The following is a 26,362-nucleotide window of genomic DNA, read 5'->3' as shown; positions in this document are numbered from 1 at the left end:
CCTACGAAAAGCCGCTTAGCGTTCGTGCAGGGCCTCGGCGCGCGCCTTGAACACAGGTTTGGGAAAAACAGGGTACATAGATCGCGTCGCCATCCACCTGTAGAAGCGCGCTTGCCCGCGATAACCGAGGATCAGAGTCATCGCGGTATCTGAACTGACGCAGTCGCGGGCAAGCGCGCTCCTACAAAAAAGCCGCTTAGCGTTCGTGCGGGGTCTCGGCGCGCGCCTTGAACACAGGTTTGGGAAAAACAGGGTACATAGATCGTTGCGCCATCCACGTGTAGGAGCGCGCTTGCCCGCGATAACCGAGGGTCAGAGTTATCGCGGTGTCTGAACTACGCCATCGCGGGCAAGCGCGCTCCTACGAAAAGCCCTTAGCGTTCGTGCAGCGCCTCGGCGCGTGCTTCGAGCAAAGGCTTGAGCAAAAGAGGGCGAATAGATCGCAGCGCCATCCACCTGTAGGAGCGCGCTTGCCCGCGATAACTGAGGGTCAGAGACATCGCGGTGTCTGAACTGACGCAGTCGCGGGCAAGCGCGCTCCTACAAAAAAGCCGCTTAGCGTTCGTGCAGGGCCTTGGCGCGGGCCTTGAACACAGGTTTGGGAAAAAACAGGGTACATAGATCGCAGCGCCGTCCGCCTGTAGGAGCGCGCTTGCCCGCGATAACCGAGGGTCAGAGTCATCGCGATGTCTGAACTGACGCAATCGCGGGCAAGCGCGCTCCTACGAAAAGCCCTTAGCGTTCGTGCAGGGCCTCGGCGCGGGCCTTGAGCACAGGCTTGAGCAGGTAGCTGAGGATGCTCTTCTTGCCGGTGATGATGTCCACCGACGCCACCATGCCGGGGATGATCAACAGCGGATGCTCATCGGTGCCGAGATGGCTGCGCTCGGTCCGCAGCTTGATCACGTAAAAGGTGTTCTTCTTCTCTTCATCCTGGATGGTGTCGGCGCCGATCTGCTCCAGCTTGCCTTTAAGCCCGCCGTAGATGGTGTAGTCGTAGGCCGTGAATTTGATCATCGCTTCCTGACCCGGGTGCAGAAACGCGATGTCCTGCGGGCGGATGCGCGCTTCGACCAGCAAGGTATCGTCCAGCGGCACGATCTCGGCAATGTCGCTGCCTGGCTGGATCACGCCCCCCACGGTGTTCACCAGCATCTGCTTGACGATACCGCGCACCGGCGAGGTCACCATGGTGCGGTTGACTCGGTCTTCCAACCCTTTGGCTGTGGACTGTGCCTTGGCCAGGTTGGTGCGGGCTTCGTTGAGCTGGGTGAGCGCGTCACTGCGGAATTTGCCCTTGGTCTCGTCGATCTTGCGCTGCACTTCGGCAATCGCCGCCTGAGCCCGGGGGATCGCCAAGGTCGTGCCGTCCAGTTGACCGCGCGTCTCGACCTCCGACCGTTTCAGACGCAGGATGTCCACCGGCGAGACCGCGCCCTGCGCAACCAGCGGCTCGGACATGCCGATTTCCTGGCGCAGCAGGTTCAGGCTGTTGCGGTACTGTTCCTGCTTGGAGCCGAACTCGCGCAATTCCTGCTGACGCTGTATCAGTTGCTGCTGCAGCCCGCCGATCTCATCGACCAACTGCTGACGGCGGCTCTGGTACAACGACTCTTCGTTGGCCGCCTGCTTGGGCGCCGACTTGCGCGCGTCGGCACTGATGTTCAGCGGGCGGTCATCCACCTCGGCGCTCAGGCGCTCGACCCGTAGCTCCATGGCCACCCGATCGGCTTCGGTCTCTCCGACGTTGGAGGCAAACCGAGTGTCATCCAGACGGATCAAGGGCGCACCGGCGTCGACGATTTCCCCGTCGCGGGCATAAATCTGCGCGACGATCCCGCCTTCCAGGTTCTGGATTTTCTGGATCTTGGTCGAGGGAATCGCCTTGCCTTCGCCCTTGGTCACTTCGTCGATTACCGCGAAGTGGGCCCACAGCACCAAAAACACGAAGAACAGAATGACGCCCCAGATGGTGTAACGCACGATGCGCGGCACATCATCGAGAAAAGCCTTCTTCACCTCGGGCATTGGTTGCCCTTCAAGGGACGGCGTGCCTTTGAAATAACCGAACAGCCCGCCGCCGGTGTCTTGACCCGATTTAAGCAACACTGATCTGCCCCTTCTTCAATGCGTCCATTACGGCCGCTTTCGGACCGTCGGCAAGGATCTGGCCACGGTCGATCACCAGCAAGCGATCGACCAGAGAGAGCAACGAAGCTCGGTGGGTGACAAGAATCACGGTCTTTTTCTCGACAACGGCTTGCAAGCGCTGTTTCAAACGCTCCTCGCCGGTGTTGTCCATGGCACTGGTCGGTTCGTCCAGCAACAGAATCGGCGGGTTGAGCAGCAGCGCCCGGGCCAGCGCCACGTTCTGCCGCTGACCACCTGACAGGTTCTGACCGCGCTCGCCCACCTGCAACTCGTAACCCTGTGGGTGGAGCCGGGCGAATTCGTGTACGCCTGCAAGCTCTGCAGCCTGCAGGACCATTTCATCGTCGACGTAGCGCGCGCCGGACACCAGGTTGTCGCGCAGCGAGCCTGCCAGCAGTTGAATGTCCTGCGCCACGTATCCAATGTTGTGACGCAACTCGCTGACGTCGATCTGACGAATGTCCACGCCATCGACCAGCAACGAGCCTTCGTCGGGTTGGTAGAGGCCGACCAGCAGCTTGGCCAGCGAGCTCTTGCCCGAGCCGCTACGGCCGATGATGCCGATCTTCTCGCCGGGCCGGACCACCAGGTTGATGTTCTTCAGCGCCAGGTTCTGCTGATTCGGATAAGTGAACTCAACGTTGCGAAACTCCATCGCGCCCTGCAGCACCTGGCGGCTCATCGGACGTTCTTCGAAGTTGCGCTCTTGCGGCAGCTCCATCATCTGGTCCACCGAGACCATGGTGACCTTGGCCTGCTGGTAACGGGTCAGCAGCCCGGACAACTGCGCCAGTGGGCCCAATGCCCGACCGCTCAACATGTAGCAGGCCACCAGCCCGCCCATGCTCAGATTGCCGTCGATGATCATGTACACGCCGAAGCAGATCATCGCCACGCCCGCCAGTTGCTGAATCAGCAGTGTGATGTTCATCGCCAGGCCAGACAGGATCTTGACCCGCAGTTCGAGGCGGCTAAGGGTGCCGATGGTGTGTTCCCAATGGTACTGGCGCTCGCTTTCAGCGTTATTGACCTTGACGGCATCGAGCCCGGAGAGGGTCTCGATCAGGCTCGATTGACGCTCGGCGCCCAACGCCATCGTGCGTTCGAGGGTGGCGGTCAGGGGTTTTTGCAGCAAGTGGCCAATGCCCAGCGCGAGCGGGAACGCGATGATCGGAATCCACACCAAGTGCCCGCCCAGCAGCGCAATCACCAGCAGAATGATCAGGGTGAACGGCAGGTCGATGAGGCTCGTCAGGGTCAGCGAGGTGAGGAAATCGCGCATGCCCTGAAATTCGTGGATGTTCTGCGCGTAGCTGCCGACCCTGGCGGGACGGAACTTCATCGCCATGCCGACGATGCGCTCGAACAGCGTCGCGGAAATGATCAGGTCAGTCTTTTTGCCCGCCAGGTCAAGGCACAGGCTGCGCAGGCCTTTGAGTACCAGGTCGAACAAATACGCGCCGACGATACCGGCGGCCAGCACCCATAAGGTGGAAGTGGCCTGGTTGGGCACGACTCGGTCATACACGTTCATGACGAACAGTGGGGCCGCAATCGCAATCAGGTTGATGACGAAACTGGCAGCGATCGCGTCGGCGTAAAGCCAGCGCGACAGCTTGAGGGTGTCTTTGAACCAGGAGCGCGCCCGCGGAATGATCGAGCCGCGGGTTGCGTCAAATTTATGCTGCGGCTGTGCGAAAAACACCTTGCCGCTGTAATCCTTGGCCAGCGCTTCGCGCTCGACATGCACTTCGCCGCCGTCGCTTTCGCTGATCAGCAGCCGTGCAACGTCGTCGGTCCAGCCCAGAAGCACCGCGCACCGCCCTTCCTTCAACAGCAGCATGGCCGGGAGTGCGATGGCGGGAATCTGATCCAGTCGGCGTACCAGCAAACGACCTTGCAAGCCGGCGCGAGCGGCTGCGCGAGGCAGCAGATCGGGGGTGAAACGCTGATCCGGCAGCGGCAGGCCCGTGCTCAGCATCGCACGGCTCGCCGGTTTGTGATGCAGGGCGCAGAGTGTCAGCAAGCCGTCCAGCAGGGGATCGTCATGCTGGCTGCGGGGATCATGACCTAATTGAACCGAAGGTAATTCCAAATCCACGCTGACACTCTCTTTCTTTAGCGGTTAAAAGCACCTGGCTCCTGACGGAAGCGGAAAGCGTCAAGAATCAGTTCATCCCCGGCAGTTTGACCGACGGCTTTATATCATTCTGCACAACCGATGCCAGCGGCGCGACGACGCCCTGACTTTTCAGCAAGGTGCCGATGTCCGCCTGAATGCGGTACTGGGTATAGGTTTTCAGGCTTTGCAGCTGCACCAGGCGCTGTTGAGCCGTGAACAGTTCGTTCTCACTGTCGAGAAGGTCGAGCAGGGTACGCTCTCCCAGGCTGAATTGCTGCTGATACGACGTGCGGACACTGGTGGCGCGATCGACGTACTGCTGGGCGATTGGAACTTGCTGGGACGCGTTGTTGTAGGCGTTCCAGGCCAGGCCCAGTTCTTCGTTCAATTGACGCAGGGCGTTGTTACGGATGTCCAGCGCCTGGGAAGCCAGATACGACTTGGAGGTCAGGTCGGCCTTGTTGCTGCCACCGGCATACAGGTTGAACTGCATGCGCACCATCGCTTCCCAGCCGTTGTTGTGACCCTCGTCACCCCCGACGTTGTTGTCGGCGTTGCGGCCCAGGTCCAGATCGAAACGCGGCGAGAATGTCGACTTGGCGGCGGCGTATTGTTTCTCCGCCGCAGCAATGTCAGCCTCGGCAGAACGCAGTACCGGGCTGTTGTCGAGCATTTGCTGGCGCGCTTCCTGAAGATCGGCCGGCATCATGGCGAACGGTGCAGGCTTTTCCAGTTGGTCCGGCAGTTGGCCGATGGCGCTCAGGTAGTTGGTCTGGGCGTCGGCCAGGTTGGTCTGTTCGGTGATCAGGTTGTTCTGAGCCTGTGCCAGACGGGCGTCGGCCTGATCCATGTCGGCCATGCGACCAACGCCACGGCTGGTGCGCAGTTTGATTTGGTCGTAGATACGTTCGTGGCTCTTCAGGTTTTCTTCGGCCAGACGCACCATTTCACGCTGCGTCAAAACATCGATATATACCTGGGCAACTGTCAGCGCAGTGCGCTCGGAAGTATTCAACAAAGAGTACGCCCGAGAATTGGCGGTGGCTTGTTGACGCCCAACTTCGTTACTTGTTGCGAAACCGTCAAACAGCATCTGACGCAAACGAATCGCAGACTCACCGCGGTTCAGTGTTTGCCAGTGGTCACCATTGTTCTGAGCTCGGGTAGTCGGCGTATCCGAACCCGCACGGCCATACCCCGCTGTCACGTCGACGCGTGGCAGGTAACCGCCCTTCGCTGCACGGACCGCGTAGTCCTGCGCAATACGGGCGTTGACGCCTGCCTGAACCTCGGGATGCACTTCCATGGCCTTCTGCATCGCTTCTGGCAAGGTTTGTGCCTGCACGAAGCCAGCCGAGAGGATGAAGGGTACAGCAGTGAGAATTTGCTTACGCATGTTGGTTACTTCCCGGGAACGTACTTGTTCGAAAACGCAGCAGTCACTGCTGCACTGCAAGAGAGACTTTGTGTAAGAGATCGGCTAAGCCAGGCTGTTCTGAAGGGTCTCTGGGAGCGAACAACAGAAATACGCGATCTCAGAAAATATCAATGTGACATTACGGACGCGATTGTTTAGGATGTCGCGTAATAGGTCAATACTTTGGCACAAACTTAATCATCAAGCCGACACTGACTGAAAATAAATTGACGCCAAATAACTAACAATAAACAAATCAGTTAGTTAGTTGCCCGGTGTCAAAGTTTTGATAGTTGAATTACAGATTAATGAAGCGCCGCCCCTGATGCCCGGTCGGTCAGAACAGATACCTACAGAACGGTAAGCACGGAGAGTCACCCCCATGAGCAGTGTTGTTGCCATCGTCAAAAGCATTGTTGGCCAAGTTGTCGCAGTCTCCCCGGAAGGGATTCGCCGTGTACTGATCGAAGGTGACCGGCTGCTGGCCGGGGAACAAGTGCTCACCGGGCCAGAAGGCGCCGTCACACTGCAATTGCCGGATGGCCGTCAGCTGGACATGGGCCGTGACAGCCAGTGGAGCGCTGACACCCCGGCATCCACCACCAACGTTGCCGAGGCCGCCGCTCAGGCCGCGCCGTCGGTTGCCGAACTGCAACAAGCCATCGCCGCGGGCGCGGACCCGACTCAGGACCTGGAAGCCACCGCAGCCGGCCAGACCACTGGCACATCCTCCGATGGCGGAAACGCGGGCGGCGGTCACAGCGTGGTGATGCTGACCGAAACGGCTGGCGTGGTGAACCCGAACATTGGTTTCAACACCGCAGGCCTGGATAGCAGCGCGGCAGCCGGCACTCGGCAAGACGCGGCAGTTCCACAGCGCGACTCAACGCTGACGCTGAGCGCGACATCGACCATCACCGAGACGGGCGGCGCGTTGGTCTACACCGCCACCGTCACGCAGGCGCCACTCAGCGACCTGACCATTACCCTGTCGAACGGCGCGACCATCGTCATCGCGGCGGGCCAGACCTCGGGCAACGTGGTTGTACAGGTTCCCAACGGCAACACGCCGTACATCGACCCGCACGACATCAGCACCACCATTACCGGCACTTCTGGCGGGGCGGGTCTGGTCCTGACGACCAACCCGGCACCTGCGGTGACCACGGTCACCGACACCATTGACACCACCACCGTCAGCCTGGCCGCCGGCAGCGCCACCACCGCTGAAGGCACTTCGATCACCTACACCGCCACGTTGACCAACCCGGCACAGACGCCAGTGACCGTCACCCTGTCGGACGGTTCGACCATCACCATCCGTGCTGGCGAGTCCAGCGGCTCGGTCGTGGTTGCGGCACCCGCCAACGACGTCTACAACTCGGCCACCACCGTCAGCACCACGATCACCGGTGCCACCGGGGGCAATTTCGAGAATCTGGTCGCCAACCCGACCCCGGCCGTTGTGCAGATCACCGATACGCCAGACACCACCACCGTCAGCCTGGCCGCCGGCAGCGCCACCACCGCTGAAGGCACTTCGATCACCTACACCGCCACGCTGACCAACCTGGCGCAAACGCCAGTGACCGTCACCCTGTCGGACGGTTCGACCATCACCATCCGCGCTGGCGAGTCCAGCGGTTCGGTCGTGGTTGCGGCTCCTGCCAACGACGTCTACAACTCGGCCACTACCGTCAGCACCACGATCACCGGCGCCACCGGGGGCAATTTCGAAAACCTGGTCGCCAACCCGACCCCGGCCGTTGTGCAGATCACCGACACCATCGACACCACCACCGCCTCCATCACTGGCACTGCCCAGGTCACCGAGGGTCAGGCGGCGACTTACACCATCGCGCTGAGCAACCCGGCCCAGACCGAAGTCACCGTCAACCTGACCTACAGCGGCACCGCTGCCAACGGCACCGATTACACCCAAGTGGTGAGCGTCAAGATTCCGGCAGGCTCCAGCAGCGTCACCTTCGACCTGGCCACTATCAACGACACCCTTCCCGAAGGCGTCGAGAACGTCACCGTTTCGATCGGCGGGATCACGGGCGGCAATTTCGAAAACGTCGTCGTCAGCGCCACCAACGGCAGCGTCACCACGACCATCATCGACAACGATGCGTTGCCCGTGGTTGACCTGAACGGCGGCGCAAACGGCACCAATGGCGAAGCCACCTTCACCGAAGGCCAAACTGGCGTTCAAATCGCCCCGAACATCAACGTCACCGACGTCGACAGCCCGACCCTGCAAGGCGCCAAAGTCACCCTGAGCAATGCGCAGGCGGGCGACAGCCTGGCGGTCGGCAGCCCGAACCCGGCCATCACCGTCACCACCGCCAACGTCAATGGCCAGATCGTCCTGACCCTGACCGGTAACGCCACCGCTGCGCAGTACGAAGCTGTGATCAAGTCGATCACCTTCAGCAACAGCAGCGAGAACCCGAGCGTTGTCGACCGAACCATCAACGTGACGGTCAACGACGGTCAGAATGACTCGGTACCAGTGAGCAGCACCGTTCACGTGGTGGCCGTCAACGATGCGCCCGTCGTGTCCTTCGATAGCCCGACCTACACCGAAAACGGCGCGCCTCAGGCGCTGGTCGACAACCTGAAAATCACTGACGTCGACGGTGACACGCTCAGCGGCGCGAAGATCACGCTGACCGGCATTCAGGCCGAAGACCTGATCGTCTCCCAGTACTACAAGGGCGGCACCGCAGGCACAACCGACCTGGGCATCAGCTACACGCTGAGCAACACGCCGGATGGCGCCATCATCATCACGCTGAGCGGTAACGCTTCGATCGCTGACTACACCACGCTCATCAACTCGATCACCTACGCCAACAACAGTGACGACCCGAGCGTCGCGCCACGCGGCGTGAAGATCGAAGTGACTGACGTCGATGCCCACGGCACCAACAACCAGACCGGCGCCCACAGTGGCGAAATCGACGTCATTGCCGTCAACGACGCGCCCGTCGTCGCGCCGACCACCGGTTCGGGGAATGAAGACGGCATCATCGAAATCAAGCTGACTGGCAGCGATGTCGACGGCACCATCGCGCACTTCAACCTAGTGGACATGGCCGCGCACGGCAAATTCTACGCCGACGCAGCAGGTACTCAGGAGCTGACCAGCGCCAGCGACATCGCAGCCGCCAACAACAGCGCGACCATCTACTTCAAGCCTGACAAGGACTGGAGCGGCGACACCCGCTTCAGCTACACCGCCACCGACAATCAGGGTCTGCCAGCGGCCACACCCGCCACGGGCAGCATCACCATTGCACCGGTGACGGACACGCCGTTCCTGGCACTGATCGTCGACAAGACCGTTGCCTCGCTGAGCGTCAACGGCGCCACGACCGGCGTCATCGGCGATATCGGCAGCGGCGCGTGGCACACCGACAACAGCGGCGGCACCGTGGAAATCGGCGCGCCGGGCACCTACGGCGTCGGCTCCGACCCGCGTAACTCGCGGGTGATCGAGCTGGAACGCGACAGCGGCGACCCGAGCAACCTGTACACCAACATCGACGTCAAAGACGGCGCGACCTATCAGATTTCGGTCGATTATTCGCCACGTGACATCGCGCTGGGCAACTCGGCCATCAATGTCTACTGGGGTAACACGCTGATCGGCACGCTGAATGCGAGCCAGACTGGCATGCACACCTACACCTTCGAGGTGCCTGTCACTGCGGACGGGACTGCCAAGCTGGAATTCAAGGCGGTAGACAGCAACTCCGTGGGCGGCGTGATCAACAACATCAGCGTCACCGAGCATTTGAACAGCGGGCTTGAAGACCACGCCATTCTGCTGTCGACCATTCAGGCGAAGACGACCGACATCGACGGTTCCGAAACCCTGACCCTGGCTCTGAAAGGTTTGCCCGTTGGCTCGACCCTGAGTGACGGCGTCAACACCTTCACCGCGACCGCGGGCAACACGTCGACCGACATCACCAACTGGAACCTGAGCAATCTCAAGTTCACCGCGCCGTCGAATGTCAGCGGCGACATCCAGTTGACCGTGACCGCGACCGCACAGGACGGCAATGCCGCCCCGGCCTCCTCGGAGCAGAGCTTCCTCGTCCACGTCGAAGCGGTTGCCGATGCCCCGACGCTGACCGTCACGTCGGCCACAGGCCCCGAGGACTCGGCCATTCAGCTGACCATCGCTCCGGCGCTGGTCGACACCGACGGTTCCGAAACACTGACCACCACCGTTTCAGGCATCCCGCTGGGCGCTGTCCTGACCGATGGCACTCACAGCTACACCTCGATCCCAGGTGGCGACGGGGCTGTCATCATCAATGGCTGGGACCTGTCCAAGCTGACCCTCACGCCGCCGAAAGACTTCAACGGCCAGATCAATCTGGTGGTGACCGCGACCTCGACCGAGGCCAGCAATGGCCAGACCGCGACCACCACTCAGCCGCTGCCTGTCACTGTCACGCCGGTCAACGACGCTCCGGTCCTGGACCTGAACTCCACCGATGGCGCGACCGAAACCGGCTATAGCCTGAGCTACACCGAGAACGGCAGTGGCATCAGCATCGCAGGCAAGAATGTCTCGATCACCGATGTCGACAACGCCACGATCAAGAGCGCAACGGTCGTCCTGAGCAACGCGCAAGCCGGCGACGTGCTGGCCGCCAACAGCAAATTCGGCATCTCCGTGCAGATCGTCAACGGCACCGATGCCAACGGCAACAAGACGATCACCGTCAACTTGACTGGCGAGGCGACCAAAGCCCAGTACGAGGCGATGATCGAGTCGATCACCTACCGCAACACCAGCGATAACCCGAGCACCGTGGATCGCCAGGTCACTGTGCAGGTGAACGACGGCCAGTCGGAGAACAACCTCTCCAACGTCGCGACCAGCACCATCAAGGTGACGGCCGTGAACGATGCGCCGACCGTGGACATGCACGGCTTTGGCAACATCTCGTTCGCCGCGCCGTACATTGAAAACGCAGCGCCGGTCAAACTGATGTCGGGCATTACGCTCAACGATCCGGACAGTCCGAACCTGCAGAGCGCCAAAGTCTCCATCACCAACGCCAAGCCAGGCGACGCGCTGGCTTTCGACACCGGCAACACGGGCATCGTGGTCACCACGCAGACCGTCAATGGCCAGTTGGTCTACACCCTGACCGGCAGCGCCACCCAAGCTCAGTACGAAGCGGTGCTCAAGTCCGCGACCTTCGTCAGCACGGGTGAAGACCCGGTTGGCGGCATTCGCCTGATCAGCGTGACCGTCAACGACGGCGAGTTGAATTCGTCGGCAGGCACGGCCGTCGTCACCGTCATCCCGGTCAACGACGCCCCGGTCATCGACCTGGGCAACGGTTCGGCGGGTTACACCGCCGACTACACCGAAAACCAGCAAGGCGTCAGCATCGCGGGCAAAGTCAGCATCACCGACCCGGATGACGCGCGCGTGCAGAGCGCAACCGTCACTCTGAACAACGCCCAAAAAGGCGATGTGCTGTCGATCGCCGACCAGTTCGGCCTGACCGTGAAGATCGACAACGACCTCGCGCAGAACAAGATCACCGTCACCCTGACCGGCAGCGCAAGTGCCGAGACTTATCAGAAAGCCATCGCGGCCATCACTTACAGCAACACCAGCGATGACCCGAGCACGGTACCGCGCAACATCACTGTGACCGTCAGCGACGGACACCTGATCAACGGAACGTCGAACACCACGACCTCGACCATCAACGTCATCGCGGTCAACGATGCGCCGCAAGTCGGCTTCAGCAACAACACGTACACCGAGAACGGCGAGCCGGTTGCCATCGCTAAAGATGTACAACTGAGCGATGTCGACAACTCGACCTTGCAAGGCGCGACCATCACGCTGACCCACCTGCAAGCGACCGACATCTTCGGTTCGAACCTGGCCAACGCCGACGGCACCACGTCGATTCCGGGCGTGACCTATGCCGTTCAGGGTTCGGCGGCCAACGGCACGCTGGTCATCACCCTGACCGGCCAGGCCAGCGTGGCTGACTATCAGGCGCTGATCCAGTCGATCAAATTCGCGACCCCTGAAGCCAACCCGAACGTCACGCCGCGTGGCGTTGAAATCAGCGTGACCGACACCGGCCTGAAAGGCGACGGCGTGGGCGCGGAAACGTCGGTAGTGGCGAAGGGCGAAATCGCCATCGATGCGAAGAACGATGCACCTGTCGTCAACTTCGGCAGCGTCGAGTACACCGAAAACGGCGCAGCGACGCCTCTGGTGAAGGACTTCACCGTCACTGACGTCGACAGCACCGAATTGAGCGGCGCAAAGATCACCCTGACCGGCTTCCTCGCCGAAGACGTGATCGTTTCCAAGTACTACAAGGGCGGGACCGAAGGCACCACCGATCTGGGTATCAGCTACAAGCTGAGCAACGACAGCAACGGCAACATTGTCATCGAGCTGTCCGGCAAAGCGTCGATCGATACCTATAAAGAGTTGATCAACTCGATCACCTATCAAAACAGCAGCGAAAACCCGAGCACCGCCACCCGCGGGGTGAGTGTGGCGGTCACCGATGTCGACGCTCACGGCACCGACAACCAGACCGTGGTCCACAACAGCCAGGTGACGGTCATCCCGGTCAATGACGCACCCGTCATCGGCCATACAGGCACCGGTACCGAATTTGGCAACACCTGGAACGAGTCTCTGGCTGACGGCACGCCGTCGGGCAGCGGCAAAGGTCCTGGCAAGATCGCGCGTGACTTCACCCTGAGCGATTCGGACAGCGCCACCATGAAGTCGGCGACCATCACCCTGACCAACTATCACGATGGCGACATCCTGAATGTGGTCAAGAGCGCAGGCCTGACCTACACCGTTAGCGATGTGGTCAACGCTCAGGGCGTGGTGACCGGCAAAACCATCACGTTCGGGCCAGGCACCCCTGCGCAGTACCAGACGGCAATCCAGTCGATTACCTTCGACAGCTCGTCGCATAACCCGAGCACTGAAAACCGCATCATCAACATCACCATCGATGACGGCGGCGATGTGAACAACATCGCGACGACGGTTTCGACCATTCGGATCACCACCGTCAACGATGCGCCGACCGTAGGCACCGACAAGGTCACCTTCACCGAGAACGACAACGCCGTTTCGGTGGTGAGGAACCTGCAACTGAACGATCTGGACAACACCACCCTCAGCAAGGCCGTGGTCAGTGTCAGCGACATGAAGGCTGGCGAGCTGCTGACCTTCACCGGCACCAAGCCTGACGGCGTCACTGTGACCGAAGTGAAGAACGCGGCGGGCCAGGTTACCGGCTTTACCCTTTCCGGCATCGCGACCATCGAGCAGTACAAGGCGCTGATCGAATCGATCAAGTTCCAGGCACCGGGCGATAACCCGACCGAGGGCACACGTGGCGTCGACATTACCGTCACCGACTCCGGCGCCAAAGGTAACGGCGTGAACGGCAAGGAGTCGTTCCTGGCCCACGGGGAAATCTCCGTGGTTGCGGTCAACGACGCCCCGACCGCCACCGGCGGCAGCAGCACTGGTGACGAAGACACCACCCAGACCCTGCACTGGAGCAACTTCGGTGTTTCCGACGTCGACTCTCCCGCCAGCTCGCTGGGCGTGGTCATCACCGGCCTGCCAGCCAACGGCACCCTGCTGCTCAATGGCGTGGCCGTTGCGCAAGGCCAGTTGATCAGCAAGGCCGACATCGACGGCGACAAGCTGACCTTCAAACCTGCCGACGACGCCAACGGCAACAACTACGCAACCATCGGCTTCCAGCCGAGCGATGGCGGCGCGACCCTGGGCAATGCGTCCAGCGTGGTGATCAACGTCAATCCGGTCAACGATGCACCGACGGCCAATACCGCTCAGGGCAGCGGCAACGAAGACGACGGGCAGACCAACCCAGGCATCGCCATCACCCTCAGCGGCAGCGATGTAGACGGTCAGATCGACCACTTCAACCTGGTCGATCTGGGTGCGCACGGCACGTTCTATGCCGATGCAGCCCACACGATCGCCATCAACACCAGCACGGATATCCCCGCCTCCGGCAACAGTGCGACCATCTACTTCGTACCCGACGCGGACTGGAGCGGCACCAACGACTTCACCTACAAAGCCGTGGACAATGGCCTGTCCGGTAAGGACGTGTTGAGTTCGCCTGTCGTGAATGGCAGCGTTACCGTGAATCCGGTCACCGATATCCCATCGCTGACCATGGATGGCGGTTTCAGCCGTGGCATCGACTTCCAAGGGTCCGGGACCGGCACCAACGTCGCTGTCGGGCAGTTCAGCGGCGGCGTATGGCACACCGATAACGCCGGCAATGCGGTGGAAATCAACACCGCCGGCACCTATGGCGTGAACGACCCGAAACAGGCGTCTGGCAACCACGTCATCGAGCTTGAGCGCAACCCTGGCGACGCCAGCAACCTGTGGACCGAATTCTCGGCCAAAGCCGGCCAGACCTACACCGTGACCGTCGATTATTCGCCACGGGCCGGTGCACTGGACAATTCGACGATCAACGTCTTCTGGGGTACGACCCTGATCGGCACGCTGAACGCCAACGAAGTGGGCCTCAAAACTTACGCTTTCCAGGTTCCGGTCACCGCCGACGGCACTGCGCACTTGGAATTCAAAGCCGCGGACAGCAACTCCACCGGCGGCATTCTGGACAACATTTCGGTGATCCAGAACGTCAATACCGGTTATGAAGATCAACCTATCCTGCTGTCACCGATTCACGCCGCCAGCACCGACCGCGATGGTTCGGAAAGCCTGACCCTGACGCTCGGCGGTCTGCCGAAAGGTTCGATCATTACCGATGGCAATCCGAATCACGTCTTCACCGCCGGCGATAACAACGCCTCGGTGGATGTCAGCGACTGGAACTTGAGCGGTCTGAAATTCCAGGCACCGCTGAACTACAGTGGCACCGTTGGGCTGGAACTGACAGCCACCGCCAAAGATGGCGCCGCAGCGCCTGAGAGCACGTCGCTGAAATTCGACGTAACGGTCATCGCAGTCGCGGACGCCCCGACCCTGACCGTGCATACCGATGGCGGCAACGAGGACAGCGCCATCAAGCTGGACATCGCAGGGGCGCTGGTCGACACCGACGGTTCGGAATCCCTGACCCTCACAGTGGCGGGTATTCCGCTGGGCGCAGTGGTGACCGATGGTCACAACAGCTACACCTCGATTCCGGGCGGCGATGGCGCTGTCATCGTCACGGGCTGGGACCTGAACAACCTGACGATCACACCGCCCAAGGACGCGACGGTGCCTATTCAGCTGAGCATCATCGCCACGGCGACTGAATCGAGCAACGGCAACCACGCTTCCACGACGCTGCCGCTGACAGTCAATGTCACTCCGGTCAACGACGCTCCGACCGCCACCGGCGGCAGCAGCACCGGGGATGAAGACACCACCCAGACCCTGCACTGGAGCAACTTCGGTGTTTCCGACATCGACTCTCCAGCCAGCTCGCTGGGCGTCGTCATCACCGGCCTGCCAGCCAATGGCACCCTGCTGCTCAATGGCGTGGCCGTTGCGCAAGGCCAGTTGATCAGCAAGGCCGACATCGACGGCGACAAGCTGACCTTCAAACCTGCCGACGATGCCAACGGCAACAACTACGCGACCATCGGCTTCCAGCCGAGCGACGGCGGCGCGACCCTGGGCAATGCGTCCAGCGTTGTGATCAACGTCACTCCGGTCAACGATGCGCCGACGGTCACGCCAGTTACGCTGACCCCGACCAACGAAGACACCGCGATCACCTTCACCAAAGATCAGTTGCTGGCGGGCGCGAAGGATGTGGATGGCGACAACCTCTCGGTCGTCAATGTGACCGTGCCCGCTTCGCAAGGCACGCTGGTACAGAACAGCGACGGCACCTACACCTTCACGCCGAAACCAGACTGGAACGGCACCGCCAACATCAGCTTCGGCGTAAGCGACGGCACCGTCACCGTGCCGAACACCGCTAACCTGGTGGTCAACCCAGTCAACGACGCCCCGACCGCCACCGGTGGCAGCAGCACCGGGGACGAAGACACCACCCAGACCCTGCACTGGAGCAACTTCGGTGTTTCCGACATCGACTCTCCAGCCAGCTCGCTGGGCGTCGTCATCACCGGCCTGCCAGCCAATGGCACCCTGCTGCTCAATGGCGTGGCCGTTGCGCAAGGCCAGTTGATCAGCAAGGCCGACATCGACGGCGACAAGCTGACCTTCAAACCTGCCGACGATGCCAACGGCAACAACTACGCGACCATCGGCTTCCAGCCGAGCGACGGCGGCGCGACCCTGGGCAATGCGTCCAGCGTTGTGATCAACGTCACTCCGGTCAACGATGCGCCGACGGTCACGCCAGTTACGCTGACCCCGACCAACGAAGACACCGCGATCACCTTCACCAAAGATCAGTTGCTGGCGGGCGCGAAGGATGTGGATGGCGACAACCTCTCGGTCGTCAATGTGACCGTGCCCGCTTCGCAAGGCACGCTGGTACAGAACAGCGACGGCACCTACACCTTCACGCCGAAACCAGACTGGAACGGCACCGCCAACATCAGCTTCGGCGTAAGCGACGGCACCGTCACCGTGCCGAACACCGCTAACCTGGTGGTCAACCCAGTCAACGACGCCCCGACCGCCACCGGTGGCAGCAGCACCGGGGACGAAGACACCACCCAGACCCTGCACTGGAGCAACTTCGGTGTTTCCGACATCGACTCTCCCGCCAGCTCGCTGGGCGTGGTCATCACCGGCCTGCCAGCCAACGGCACCCTGCTGCTCAATGGCGTGGCCGTTGCGCAAGGCCAGTTGATCAGCAAAGCCGACATCGATGGCGACAAGCTGACCTTCAAGCCTGCCGACGACGCCAACGGCAACAACTACGCGACCATCGGCTTCCAGCCGAGCGACGGCGGCACGACCTTGGGCAATGCGTCCAGCGTGGTGATCAACGTCACTCCGGTCAACGATGCGCCGATTGCCGCCAACGACATCGGCCAGCCGGTCATCGGCAGCCTGCAGGGCAACTACTACGGCTACAAACAAGGCAGCGGCGCGGGCAATGATGGTCCGAACCTGAGCAGCATCAAGCAGGCGCTGGACTTCATCGCCACGCACAAGGCCGACGCAACCTTCAACGCCAGCACCCTGAACTACGGCGGCTCGTTCGGCAACGACCTGGGGAATGCCGGAAACCTGGCGACCTTCCTGGGCACTGACAAGGGCTCGCTGGTCTACACCAACGGTACTGCGCAAACCACCACGAGTGACGCCATCGTCGAACTGGCCGGCAAGGTCACCATGGCGGCAGGCAACTACTCGCTGAAGATCACCGCGGACGATGGCTACCTTGTTCTGATCGACGGCAAACAAGTGGCTGCCTATGACGCCAACCAGTCGCCCACGGCCCGTACGACGTCGTTCTCGCTGGCAACCGGCGGCGAGCACAGCATCCAGATCGTTTATTGGGACCAGGGCGGTCAGGCGCAGTTGAAAGTCGAAGTGGCCACGGTCACTGGCAACGTGACCGGTGCCTATAGCGTGCTGGGCACCAACCCAGCCATTGCGCTGGCGCATGACACCCTGACCACCCTCGAAGACCAGCCATTGGTCATCAAGGCGGCGACCCTGCTGGCCAACGACAAAGACGTCGACGGCGACGCGTTGACCATCAACTCGTTGCAAGGCCACGATCCGAAAACGCCATCCAGCGTCACCGACGCGTCTGGCAAAGTGGTCGGCTCGGTGGTCATGGATGCCGCGGGTAACGTGGTCTTCACCCCAGCCAAAGACATTAACGGTCCGGTGACCTTCACCTACACCGTCACGGATGGGCATGCGACTTCCAATACCGCCACTGTCACGGTCAATGTGACCGCCGTTAACGATGCGCCTGTTGCATCGGCCAGCACCGGTGCGGGCAAGGAAGACACGACCCTCACAGGCCAATTGCAGGCCAGCGATGTCGATACCGGCGATGTGCTGACGTACTCCGTTGCCAGCAGCAGTCAGCCAGCAGGATTCAGCCTGAACGCCGCCACGGGCCAATGGACCCTGGACGCCAGCAACGCGGCGTACCAGCACCTGGCTGCCGGTCAGACCACCACCTTGAACGTGCCGTTTACCGTCACCGACAAGGCGGGCGCGACCAGCACATCCACCCTGACCATCACCGTGACCGGCACCAACGATGCGCCGGTGGCCCAAGCCAGTACTGGCAAGGGCGTGGAAGACACCACGACCACCGGTCAACTGCAAGGCACCGATGTCGATGACAACGACGTGCTGAAATTCGCCGTCAAGGACGCCGACAAGCCAGCCGGTTTCACTGTCGATGATTCCGGCAAGTGGACGCTGGATGCCAGCAATGCGGCGTACCAGCACCTGGCTGCCGGTCAGACCACTACCTTGAACGTGCCGTTTACCGTCACTGACAAGGCGGGCGCGACCAGCACATCCACCCTGACCATCACTGTGACCGGCACCAACGATGCACCGGTCGCACAAGCCAGCACCGGCAAGGGCGTCGAAGACACCACGACCACCGGTCAGCTGCAAGGCACCGATGTCGATGACAACGATGTACTGAAATTCGCCGTCAAGGACGCCGACAAGCCAGCCGGTTTCACTGTCGACGATTCCGGCAAGTGGACGCTGGATGCCAGCAATGCGGCGTACCAGCATCTGGCTGCCGGTCAGACCACCACCTTGAGCGTGCCGTTTACCGTCACCGACAAGGCCGGCGCGACCAGCACCTCGACCCTGACCATCACTGTGACCGGCACCAATGATGCGCCGGTGGCGAAACCGACCACGGCGACCGTCGATGAAGACAAGTCTGTCAGTGGCCAACTGCAAGCCAGCGATGTCGACGACAATGATGTCCTGACTTACACCGTCGCCGATGCCAACAAGCCTGCCGGTTTCACGCTCGACAGCGCGACCGGCCAATGGACCCTGGACGCCAGCGACCCGGCCTATCAGCACCTGGCTGCGGGCCAGACCACCGTCATCACCGTACCGTTCACGGTCACCGACAAATCGGGCGCTACCAGCACCTCGAGCGTCGCCATCACTGTGACCGGCACCAATGATGCGCCGGTGGCGGTCAATGACGGCCCGGCGTTGGTGGTGAGCAGCCTGCAAGGCAACTACTACGGTTATAAAGAAGGCGTCGACGGCGGCAACCTTGCCAGCATCAAGCAGGCACTGGACTTCATCGGTGCGCACACAGCCGATGCCACCTTCAATGCGACCACCCTCAACTATGGCGGCGGCGGTGTGTTCAGCAATGACTTGGGCCACGCCGGGAATCTTGAATCCTTCCTGGGCGCGGACAAAGCTTCGCTGGTTTACGCCACGGGCACTTCGCAAGCCACCACGTCCGACGCCATCGTCGAGCTGACAGGCAACATCAAGGCCGACGCGGGTACGTACTCGTTGAAGGTGACCGCGGACGACGGCTACATCGTGCTCATCGACGGCAAGCAGGTGCTTGCCGTGGATCAGAACCAGTCCTCCAGCTCGAAGGCTGTGAACGTCACACTCGACACGTCGGGCGATCACAGCATTCAGATCGTGTACTGGGATCAGGGCGGCTACGCGCAGTTGAAAGTCGAAGTGGCACCTGTCACTGCAAACGGCATCGGTGACTACACCGTGCTGAGCAGCAGCACTGCCGCCATGACGCACACCACGCTGACGACGCTCGAAGATCAGCCACTGCTGATCAAGGCCGCTACCCTGTTGGGCAACGACTACGATGCCGACGGCGACAAACTGAGCATCACCAGCGACCTGCACAGCAGCAACGGCACGCTCAGCCTGACCCCGGCCGGTGACGTGGTGTTCACGCCGAACGCGAATTTCAACGGCACCGCGACGTTCACCTACACCGTGACCGACGGCAACCTGACGTCCAATACGGCGACCGTGACGGTCAATGTCGTGGCGGTCAACGATGCCCCTGTCGCGACGGCGAGCACAGGCGCCGGCATGGAAGACACGGTGATCAGCGGTCAACTGCAGGGCAGCGACGTGGATGCAGGCGACACCCTGACCTACTCCGTTGCCAACAGCAGCAAACCGGCGGGCTTTACTCTGGACAGCAGCACGGGCCAGTGGACGCTCAACGCTGGCGACGCGGCTTACCAGCACCTGGCAACCGGGCAGACCACCACCCTGAACGTGCCTTTCACCGTGACCGACAAAGCGGGCGCAACCAGCACCTCGGTGCTGACCGTCACCGTGACCGGCACCAACGATGCACCGGTGGCCAAAGCCAGCATCGGTTCCGGCAGCGAAGACACCACGCTCAGTGGTCAACTGCAGGCCACCGACGTGGACGATGGCGACACGCTGACCTACACCGTCAAGTCGGCTGACAAGCCTGCCGGATTTACCGTGGATGCCAGTGGCCACTGGACCCTGGACGCCAGCAACCCGGCTTACCAGCACTTGGCTGCGGGGGAAACCACGGTTATCAATGTACCGTTCACCGTCACCGACAAGTCGGGCGCGAGCAGCACATCGAACCTGGCGATCACCGTCACTGGCACCAACGATGCTCCGACCGTCAGCAACGCTGCGGCCACCGGCACCGAAGACACGGCGCTGGTGTTCAAGTGGTCCGACTTCGGCATCAGCGATGTCGACAGCGCGAACTCGGCACTTGGTATCAAGATCACGGCCCTGCCAAGCGGCGGCGATCTGCAATACAAGGCAGCCAATGGCAGTTGGACCACCCTGACCGGCAACGACATTGGCAAGGCCTTCAGCTATGCCGACATCGCAGCGGGCAAACTGCAATTCGTTCCAGCGGCCGACAAATCCGGCAGCAGCGATTACAGCGCGTCGGGTGTGGGTGATCAGAAGTCGGTTTACAGCCAGCTGCAGTTCAGCGCGACCGATGGCGGCTCTGTCGCCACGCCGGGCACGCTGAATATCAGCATCCGTCCGGCCGTGGATCAGCCGTCCCTGTCGCTGGGCACCAGCGCGGTCAAATCGACCGGCCTGGTCAAGGACGTCTGGGTAGGCACGCTGACCGGCATGGGCACAGACGGGAACGGTGCGAGCGAATCGACCATCAAGGCCGGTTTCAATACCTCGACTTCCCCGACGACCCATACCACTGCAACCGCCGCACAGGATGGCAACGTCTCGGCGGGCACCGGCACCAAGCTGTCCGGCCTGATTTACCTGGAAGCGGGTCATACCTACAACTTCTCGGGTTCGGGCGACGACAGCCTGCTGATCACCGTCGGCGGCAGCACCGTGGCCAAAGCGACCTGGGGCAGTAACAGCGGCACCATTTCGTCCACCGGCTACACCCCGACCGAATCCGGCTATTACACCCTGGATATCTACCACTACAACCAGGCCGGGCCAGGCAGCTACACGATCAACCTGGTCGACAAGACCAACAGCACCGGCGCCACCACGACCGTCGCCCTGAACAGCACCAATGAACTGCTGTACACCTCGGTGGACGATCTGAAGGCTTCCGGCCTGAACGGCGTGACGCTGCATGAAAACGGCGCAGGCTCCGGCGAGGGGTACTACACCGCGTACACCCTGAACCACGGCACGGAAAACAACCCGATCAAGCTGAGTTCAATCACAGCGAACTACACCGACAACGACGGTTCGGAAACCCACATCACCACCATCAGCGGTGCACCTGCGGGCTCCATCCTGACCGACGGCGCCGGTCACAGCGTGGCCATCGCCGCGGCCAGCACTGCGGTCGATGTCAGCAGCTTCGACTTGACCAGCCTGGTCATCAAGACGCCTCAGTACTACAGCGGCAACTTCACGCTGACCGTCACCGCGACGGCCACGGAAACGGCGCTGGTGGGCAAGGCAGGCGCCGTGGCGACCGCGACGGACACCAAGCAAATCGCAGTGACAGTCGACGCAGGCGTCTACAAGGCCAGCGAAGGCACGGCGGGCGACAGCACGGTCACCGGCACGGCGTCCGACGACGTGGTGGTGGCAGATGTCACCGCGATGAAACTGGTCGCAGGTCAGAGCTATGACATCGCGTTCATGATCGACACCTCGGGCAGCATGAGAAATCAACTGGCCGAGATGAAGAACCAACTGATCTCGACGCTGCAGACGCTCGCCAATTCGGCGGCCACTGAGCACGCGGGTGCCGTGAAGGTCTACCTGACCAACTTCGGCACCACGGCGCACACCGGCCAGGCGTATGACCTGTCCACCAGCTCGGGCTTGAACAGCGCGATCGACTATGTGAACAAACTGACCACCAGCGGCAACACCAACTACGAGTCGGTCTTCAACCAGACCAGCAACTGGTTCACCAGCACCGCTGGCGATGGCGCGCAGAAACTGACCTTCTTCATCACCGATGGTCAGCCGAACTACCACGACGACGCCAATGGCAATGCCGTGAGCGGTGCTGCGCTGAGTGAAACACAGGCCGCATTCAACGCCCTGGCGCAGAAGTCGGCCGTAGAAGCGATCGGTATCAACACCGCAGCGCTGGACACCTACGACACCAACAATCACTCGCAGAACGTGATCGACGTCACCAGCCTGAAACAAGCCATCCTGAGCAGCGAAACCCTCGTCGGCCCAGGCAACGACACCGTCAACGGTGGCGACGGCAACGACATCGTGTTCGGCGACATGATCAACTACGGATCACTCGAAGGGACGGCTGCCCTCAAAGCCTTCGCGGCCGATACGCTGCACGTCAACGTTTCGACCATCGATGACAAGGCGCTGCACTCGTTCATCAGCAGCCACGTGGATGATGTGGCGCACTTGGCCAATGCGTCGAATACCTACGACGCCAGCAAGTACCCGCTGTTGGGCGATGGCAAGGACACGCTGCTGGGCGGCAATGGCGATGACATTCTGTTCGGCCAGGGTGGCAACGACACGCTGTACGGCGGCAATGGCAACGACCTGTTGATCGGTGGTAAAGGCAACGACGTCCTCTTCGGGGGCGCCGGTGCCGATACGTTCGCCTGGAAGGCGGGCGACACCAACAGCGGTGGCTTCGATGTGATCAAGGACTTCAAAGCGAGCGAAGGCGACAAGATTGACCTGAGCGACCTGTTGCAGGGCGAGAACGGCAACAACGTGAACGACCTGACCAAGTACCTGCAAATCACCAACGATGGCAAGGACACCACCCTGGAAATCAGCAGCACTGGGCAGTTCACCAGCAGCACCAACGCCTCGAATGCCAACAGCACCGCTGATGTGCACATCAAGGTCGAAGGTGTGACCTGGAACAACTCGATGATCAACTCGCTGGTCAACGGTGCCGATCCGACCATCAAGGTCGATCATCACTGATAGCCCGCCCGCGCGAGGTGATGTACTGTGCTGGCAGCCGTTTCCTGCGGCTGCCAGCCGTTGCACTCATTGAGGAATGAGCCATGTTTTACGTTCAGCGCGATGCAGAGGGGGTGCTCGTTCGTGTGGAAGCGGCAGCGTTTGCCGAGGCGACCGGACAACTACCGGCCGACGATCACGAGATCCAGGCCTGGTATGCCAATGAGGTGGTGGAAAAAAGCCTGAACCAGCTCAAGTTAAGCGACATGGAGATGATCCGTGTACTCGACGACTTGATTCAGGTGCTGACCAGCAAGGGCGTTCTTAATATCACCGACCTGCCGCCAGCGGCACAGGCGAAATTGCTCGATCGTACCCAGGCCCGTGAAACACTGGGAGGCTTGAGCGATTTGATCAATGACGATGAAACACGGTTGATCTAGTCCAGACGTAACCGACATCCCACGAAACCCGAAGCGGTCCACCCGGATTGCTACGGGTTTTGTTTTTTCCGGGTTCCGCTTCTAGGGGCGAGTCTTCGCGCGATCTGCTGCGCTGAGGCAGTCGAACCCGATGACGGGATCACGTCAGACACACCGGACTTGCCAGCCAAGCTCCTGGAGCATCACCCGCATTATGACCTCACTTCCAAGGCGCCGGATCGCCCACCAGCCGACCCTGTATCCCTTCGATCCCCATTTCGGCGATGACCTGACGCTCACCTTCGGTCTCCACCCGCTCTGCTATCACCGGAAGGTCGATGCTGTGCGCCGCACGCTGCACCGCTTCGATGAACAACCGCTTATGACCCTCCTCGTCGATCGCGCGGATGTAACTGCCGTCGATCTTCAAGTACGCCAGCCCCAGGTGCGCCAGGTTGCCGATCATGCTGAAACGGCCGCCGAAACGCTGCAATGCCAGCGAGAAGCCGGCCTCCCGCAAGCGACGAGCGATTTTCTCCAGCACCGCTTGCTCTGGCAATTGCTCTTCGCCGATCTCGAACGTCAGGCGACCACGCAACTTGGGATGCTGGCGCAACGCATCGAAGACCCGTTCCAGCGCCAGAGGATCGCTCACCGTCGCCGCCGACAGGTTAAGCGCCAAGGGGCGATCATGGGTTTCCATGTGGTCGAGCACCTGTTCCAGCATCATCACGTCAAGCCGACTGGCCCAGCCAAAGCGCTCGATCCACGGTAGAAAGCGTCCTGCTGGCACCGCCTCACCCTGCTCGGTGATCAGCCGTGACAACGCTTTGTAGTGCAGGACCCGCGCCGTGTCCTTCGTTTCGACCACCGGCTGGAAGAACAACTCAAAGCCGCCCTGGCTGAGCGCCCTGTCCAGCACCAGACGCCAAGTCTGCTCATCGTCGCCGACGTTGGTCACCACGCCGTTTTCAACGCAGGCCCAGGTCTGCTGGCCCTGGGTTTCAGCCAGTGCCAAAGCCTGGTCCGCCAAGGCCAACAACGTCAAAGGCGCCTCGCCCGGGGTGTAGGGCGCCAGGCCCATATGCGCAACAGGCGAAACATCCGAGGCCCCCGTTCCGCCCAGTGCCTGCAACGCCTGCTCCAGGTCATGAACCAGCGCCAAGGCTTCTTTGCTGGACAACCCCGGCGCCAGCACGGCGAATTCGCCTCCGCGGGAACGGCTGATCAGGTTGCGGGTATTGGGGTGTTGTTCGCACTGTTTGAGCAGCACGTGCGCCACAGCCACCAGCAGCGCATCGGTGCGCTTGCCACCCATCCGCTGGTTCAGGCCCGCCAAGTCCTTGATGCGTAGCAGCAAGAGGTAACCCGCTCGTTCCTCTTCCTGGTTGCTGACGTGCGCTTTGAGCTGCATGTCGAAATAACGCCGATTGGAAAGCCCCGTCAGGCTGTCCTGATAGGACTCGATACGCAGTTTCTCGGTCCGCTCGGTGCTCTCCTGAAACAGCGCTTTGAGCTTTTCCACCATCTGGTTCATCGCCTGGACCACGCGGCGCAATTCAGGCGTACGCGGCAATTCGGGCAACGTCAGAAACTCGCGACGGCCAATCGCCTGAGACTGAGCCACCATGTAATCCAGCGGCTTGAGCTGACGGCGCAGCAACAATGCCCCGAGCACACCGCTCAACACGCCACACAGCACCAGCCAGCCCAGACTGCCCAGCGCGCTTTGCCAGAGCTTGGCCAGCGCAAACATCGGATGGCTGACCACTTCGACCCGCGCCGTCTGCTGCCAACCCCGGCTGACAATCGCCTCGCCCCCCGCCGGATCCAGCCCGATCAACCGGGTGAACCACGGCGGCACGCCTTGGTTGTCCGGCGTGGCACTGCGTTCGACCAGCACGGCATTGGTCGCCAGGTCCACCACCCGAATGCTGGCGTAATAGCCGCTGTCGAAAATCGACGACACCATCAACTCGACCATCGCCGGATCATCGATGTTGGCCGTCAACGACAACGCCAGCGAAGTCGCCGCATCCTGCGCGTGGGACCGCAGTTGATTGACATACTGCGCCCGCGAACTCTCCAGGCTGACGGCGAAACTGCCGGCAAACGCCACCACCAGAAACAGACAGATCGCGATCAACAGTTGCTTGAAAAGGGACATCGGTGCTCCTAATTCTCAGGCTCGGCGGGAAAGCCTTCGGCGGTCATTTTCTTCAGCACGTCCTGCCAGCGAGACAGACGCTTGGTATCGCCCACTTTCTTGTTGCCCTGCGCACCCGGCAGCCACAGGCCTTCGGCGTTGAAGGCATACACCGGCAACAGGTCCGTGCGTTCGCTGGCGGGCTTGATTTCATTGATGAGGCTGTCGAGCACCAGCGGCATCGCATTGGGCGTGGCGTAGTACGTCAGCACCATGTGCGCGCGGTTCAGGCGCAACGCCTTGACGTACGTGATCAGCAGCTTCTCGCTGGGCACACCCAGACGGCGCAGGCTGAAATACTTGGCGATGGCATAATCCTCACAGTCCCCTGCCCCCTTCCACAACGACTCGATGGGCGTGGCCCAGTAATCGACCTCATGCCACAGGTCGATATCTTCCTCATAGCGCATCTGCTTGTTGAAGAAGGTATTCACTACCTTCAGCTTGTCCATCTCACTGATCTGCTTCTCGGTCGAGAGCAGGTTCTGCCAGGCATCGATCCGCTGCTTCCCCGCCCCCAACGGCCCATACAACGCCTCGGCCCGACGGCTGATCAGCGAAAAATCCCAATCCGCACTCAAATAGCTCGCACACGCCGTGCACGTGAGTGCAAGCGCAAGCAACAGCCAGAATCCAGGGCGCTTGTGGGCGGAGGGTGCTGCCAATTTCTAGTCCA

At 61.3% G+C, this 26,362-nt stretch carries 7 protein-coding genes; 2 read left to right on the top strand and 5 right to left on the bottom strand.

Annotated elements, in window-relative coordinates; translation table 11 throughout:
- Positions 1-735: 735 nt before the first annotated feature.
- From DBP26_RS23405 to DBP26_RS23395, 3 genes are all read right to left on the bottom strand, one after another.
- Positions 736-2,109 carry an HlyD family type I secretion periplasmic adaptor subunit gene (locus DBP26_RS23405; protein WP_108239924.1) on the bottom strand — a complete coding sequence of 458 codons (1,374 nt, stop codon included), beginning with the start codon at positions 2,107-2,109 and terminating at the stop codon, positions 736-738.
- Entirely contained in the window at positions 2,099-4,252 is a 2,154-nt protein-coding gene (locus DBP26_RS23400) for a type I secretion system permease/ATPase (protein WP_108239925.1), read from the bottom strand. Before DBP26_RS23400 ends, DBP26_RS23405 begins: the two co-directional genes overlap by 11 nt.
- A gap of 67 nt (positions 4,253-4,319) precedes the next feature.
- The gene (locus DBP26_RS23395) at positions 4,320-5,669 is read right to left on the bottom strand and encodes a TolC family outer membrane protein (protein ID WP_108239926.1); all 1,350 of its coding nucleotides are present in this window, start codon (positions 5,667-5,669) and stop codon (positions 4,320-4,322) included.
- 403 nt (positions 5,670-6,072) lie between these two features.
- Between DBP26_RS23395 and DBP26_RS23390 the strand changes: the two genes are divergently transcribed.
- A complete protein-coding gene (locus DBP26_RS23390) occupies positions 6,073-23,079 on the top strand; it encodes a retention module-containing protein (protein WP_108239927.1) in 17,007 nt (5,668 codons plus the stop codon).
- An 83-nt stretch (positions 23,080-23,162) separates the two neighbouring features.
- The gene (locus DBP26_RS23385) at positions 23,163-23,501 is read left to right on the top strand and encodes a tryptophan synthase subunit beta (RefSeq protein ID WP_108239928.1); all 339 of its coding nucleotides are present in this window, start codon (positions 23,163-23,165) and stop codon (positions 23,499-23,501) included.
- Positions 23,502-23,700: 199 nt separating this feature from the next.
- Here the strand turns inward: DBP26_RS23385 and lapD are convergent, their stop codons facing one another.
- Both lapD and lapG read right to left on the bottom strand, forming a co-directional pair.
- Entirely contained in the window at positions 23,701-25,647 is a 1,947-nt protein-coding gene (gene lapD, locus DBP26_RS23380; RefSeq protein WP_108239929.1) for a cyclic di-GMP receptor LapD, read from the bottom strand.
- 8 nt (positions 25,648-25,655) lie between these two features.
- Positions 25,656-26,309, bottom strand: a complete 654-nt coding sequence (lapG, locus tag DBP26_RS23375; protein ID WP_349254556.1) for a cysteine protease LapG — start codon at positions 26,307-26,309, stop codon at positions 25,656-25,658.
- Between the last annotated feature and the right edge of the window lie 53 nt (positions 26,310-26,362).

This window comes from Pseudomonas sp. RIT409 (genome assembly GCF_003052515.2).
In the GTDB taxonomy this organism is placed as follows: Bacteria; Pseudomonadota; Gammaproteobacteria; order Pseudomonadales; family Pseudomonadaceae; genus Aquipseudomonas.
The sequence above is the reverse complement of the archived record's forward strand: the minus strand, read 5'-3'. Positions and strand labels throughout refer to the sequence as shown.

Excerpts from the sequence above, each read along its gene's own strand:
- DBP26_RS23395 (WP_108239926.1), bottom strand. The coding sequence starts at position 5,669 with ATGCGTAAGCAAATTCTCACTGCTGTACCCTTCATCCTCTCGGCTGGC.
- DBP26_RS23390 (WP_108239927.1), top strand. The coding sequence starts at position 6,073 with ATGAGCAGTGTTGTTGCCATCGTCAAAAGCATTGTTGGCCAAGTTGTC.
- DBP26_RS23385 (WP_108239928.1), top strand. The coding sequence starts at position 23,163 with ATGTTTTACGTTCAGCGCGATGCAGAGGGGGTGCTCGTTCGTGTGGAA.
- lapD (WP_108239929.1), bottom strand. The coding sequence starts at position 25,647 with ATGTCCCTTTTCAAGCAACTGTTGATCGCGATCTGTCTGTTTCTGGTG.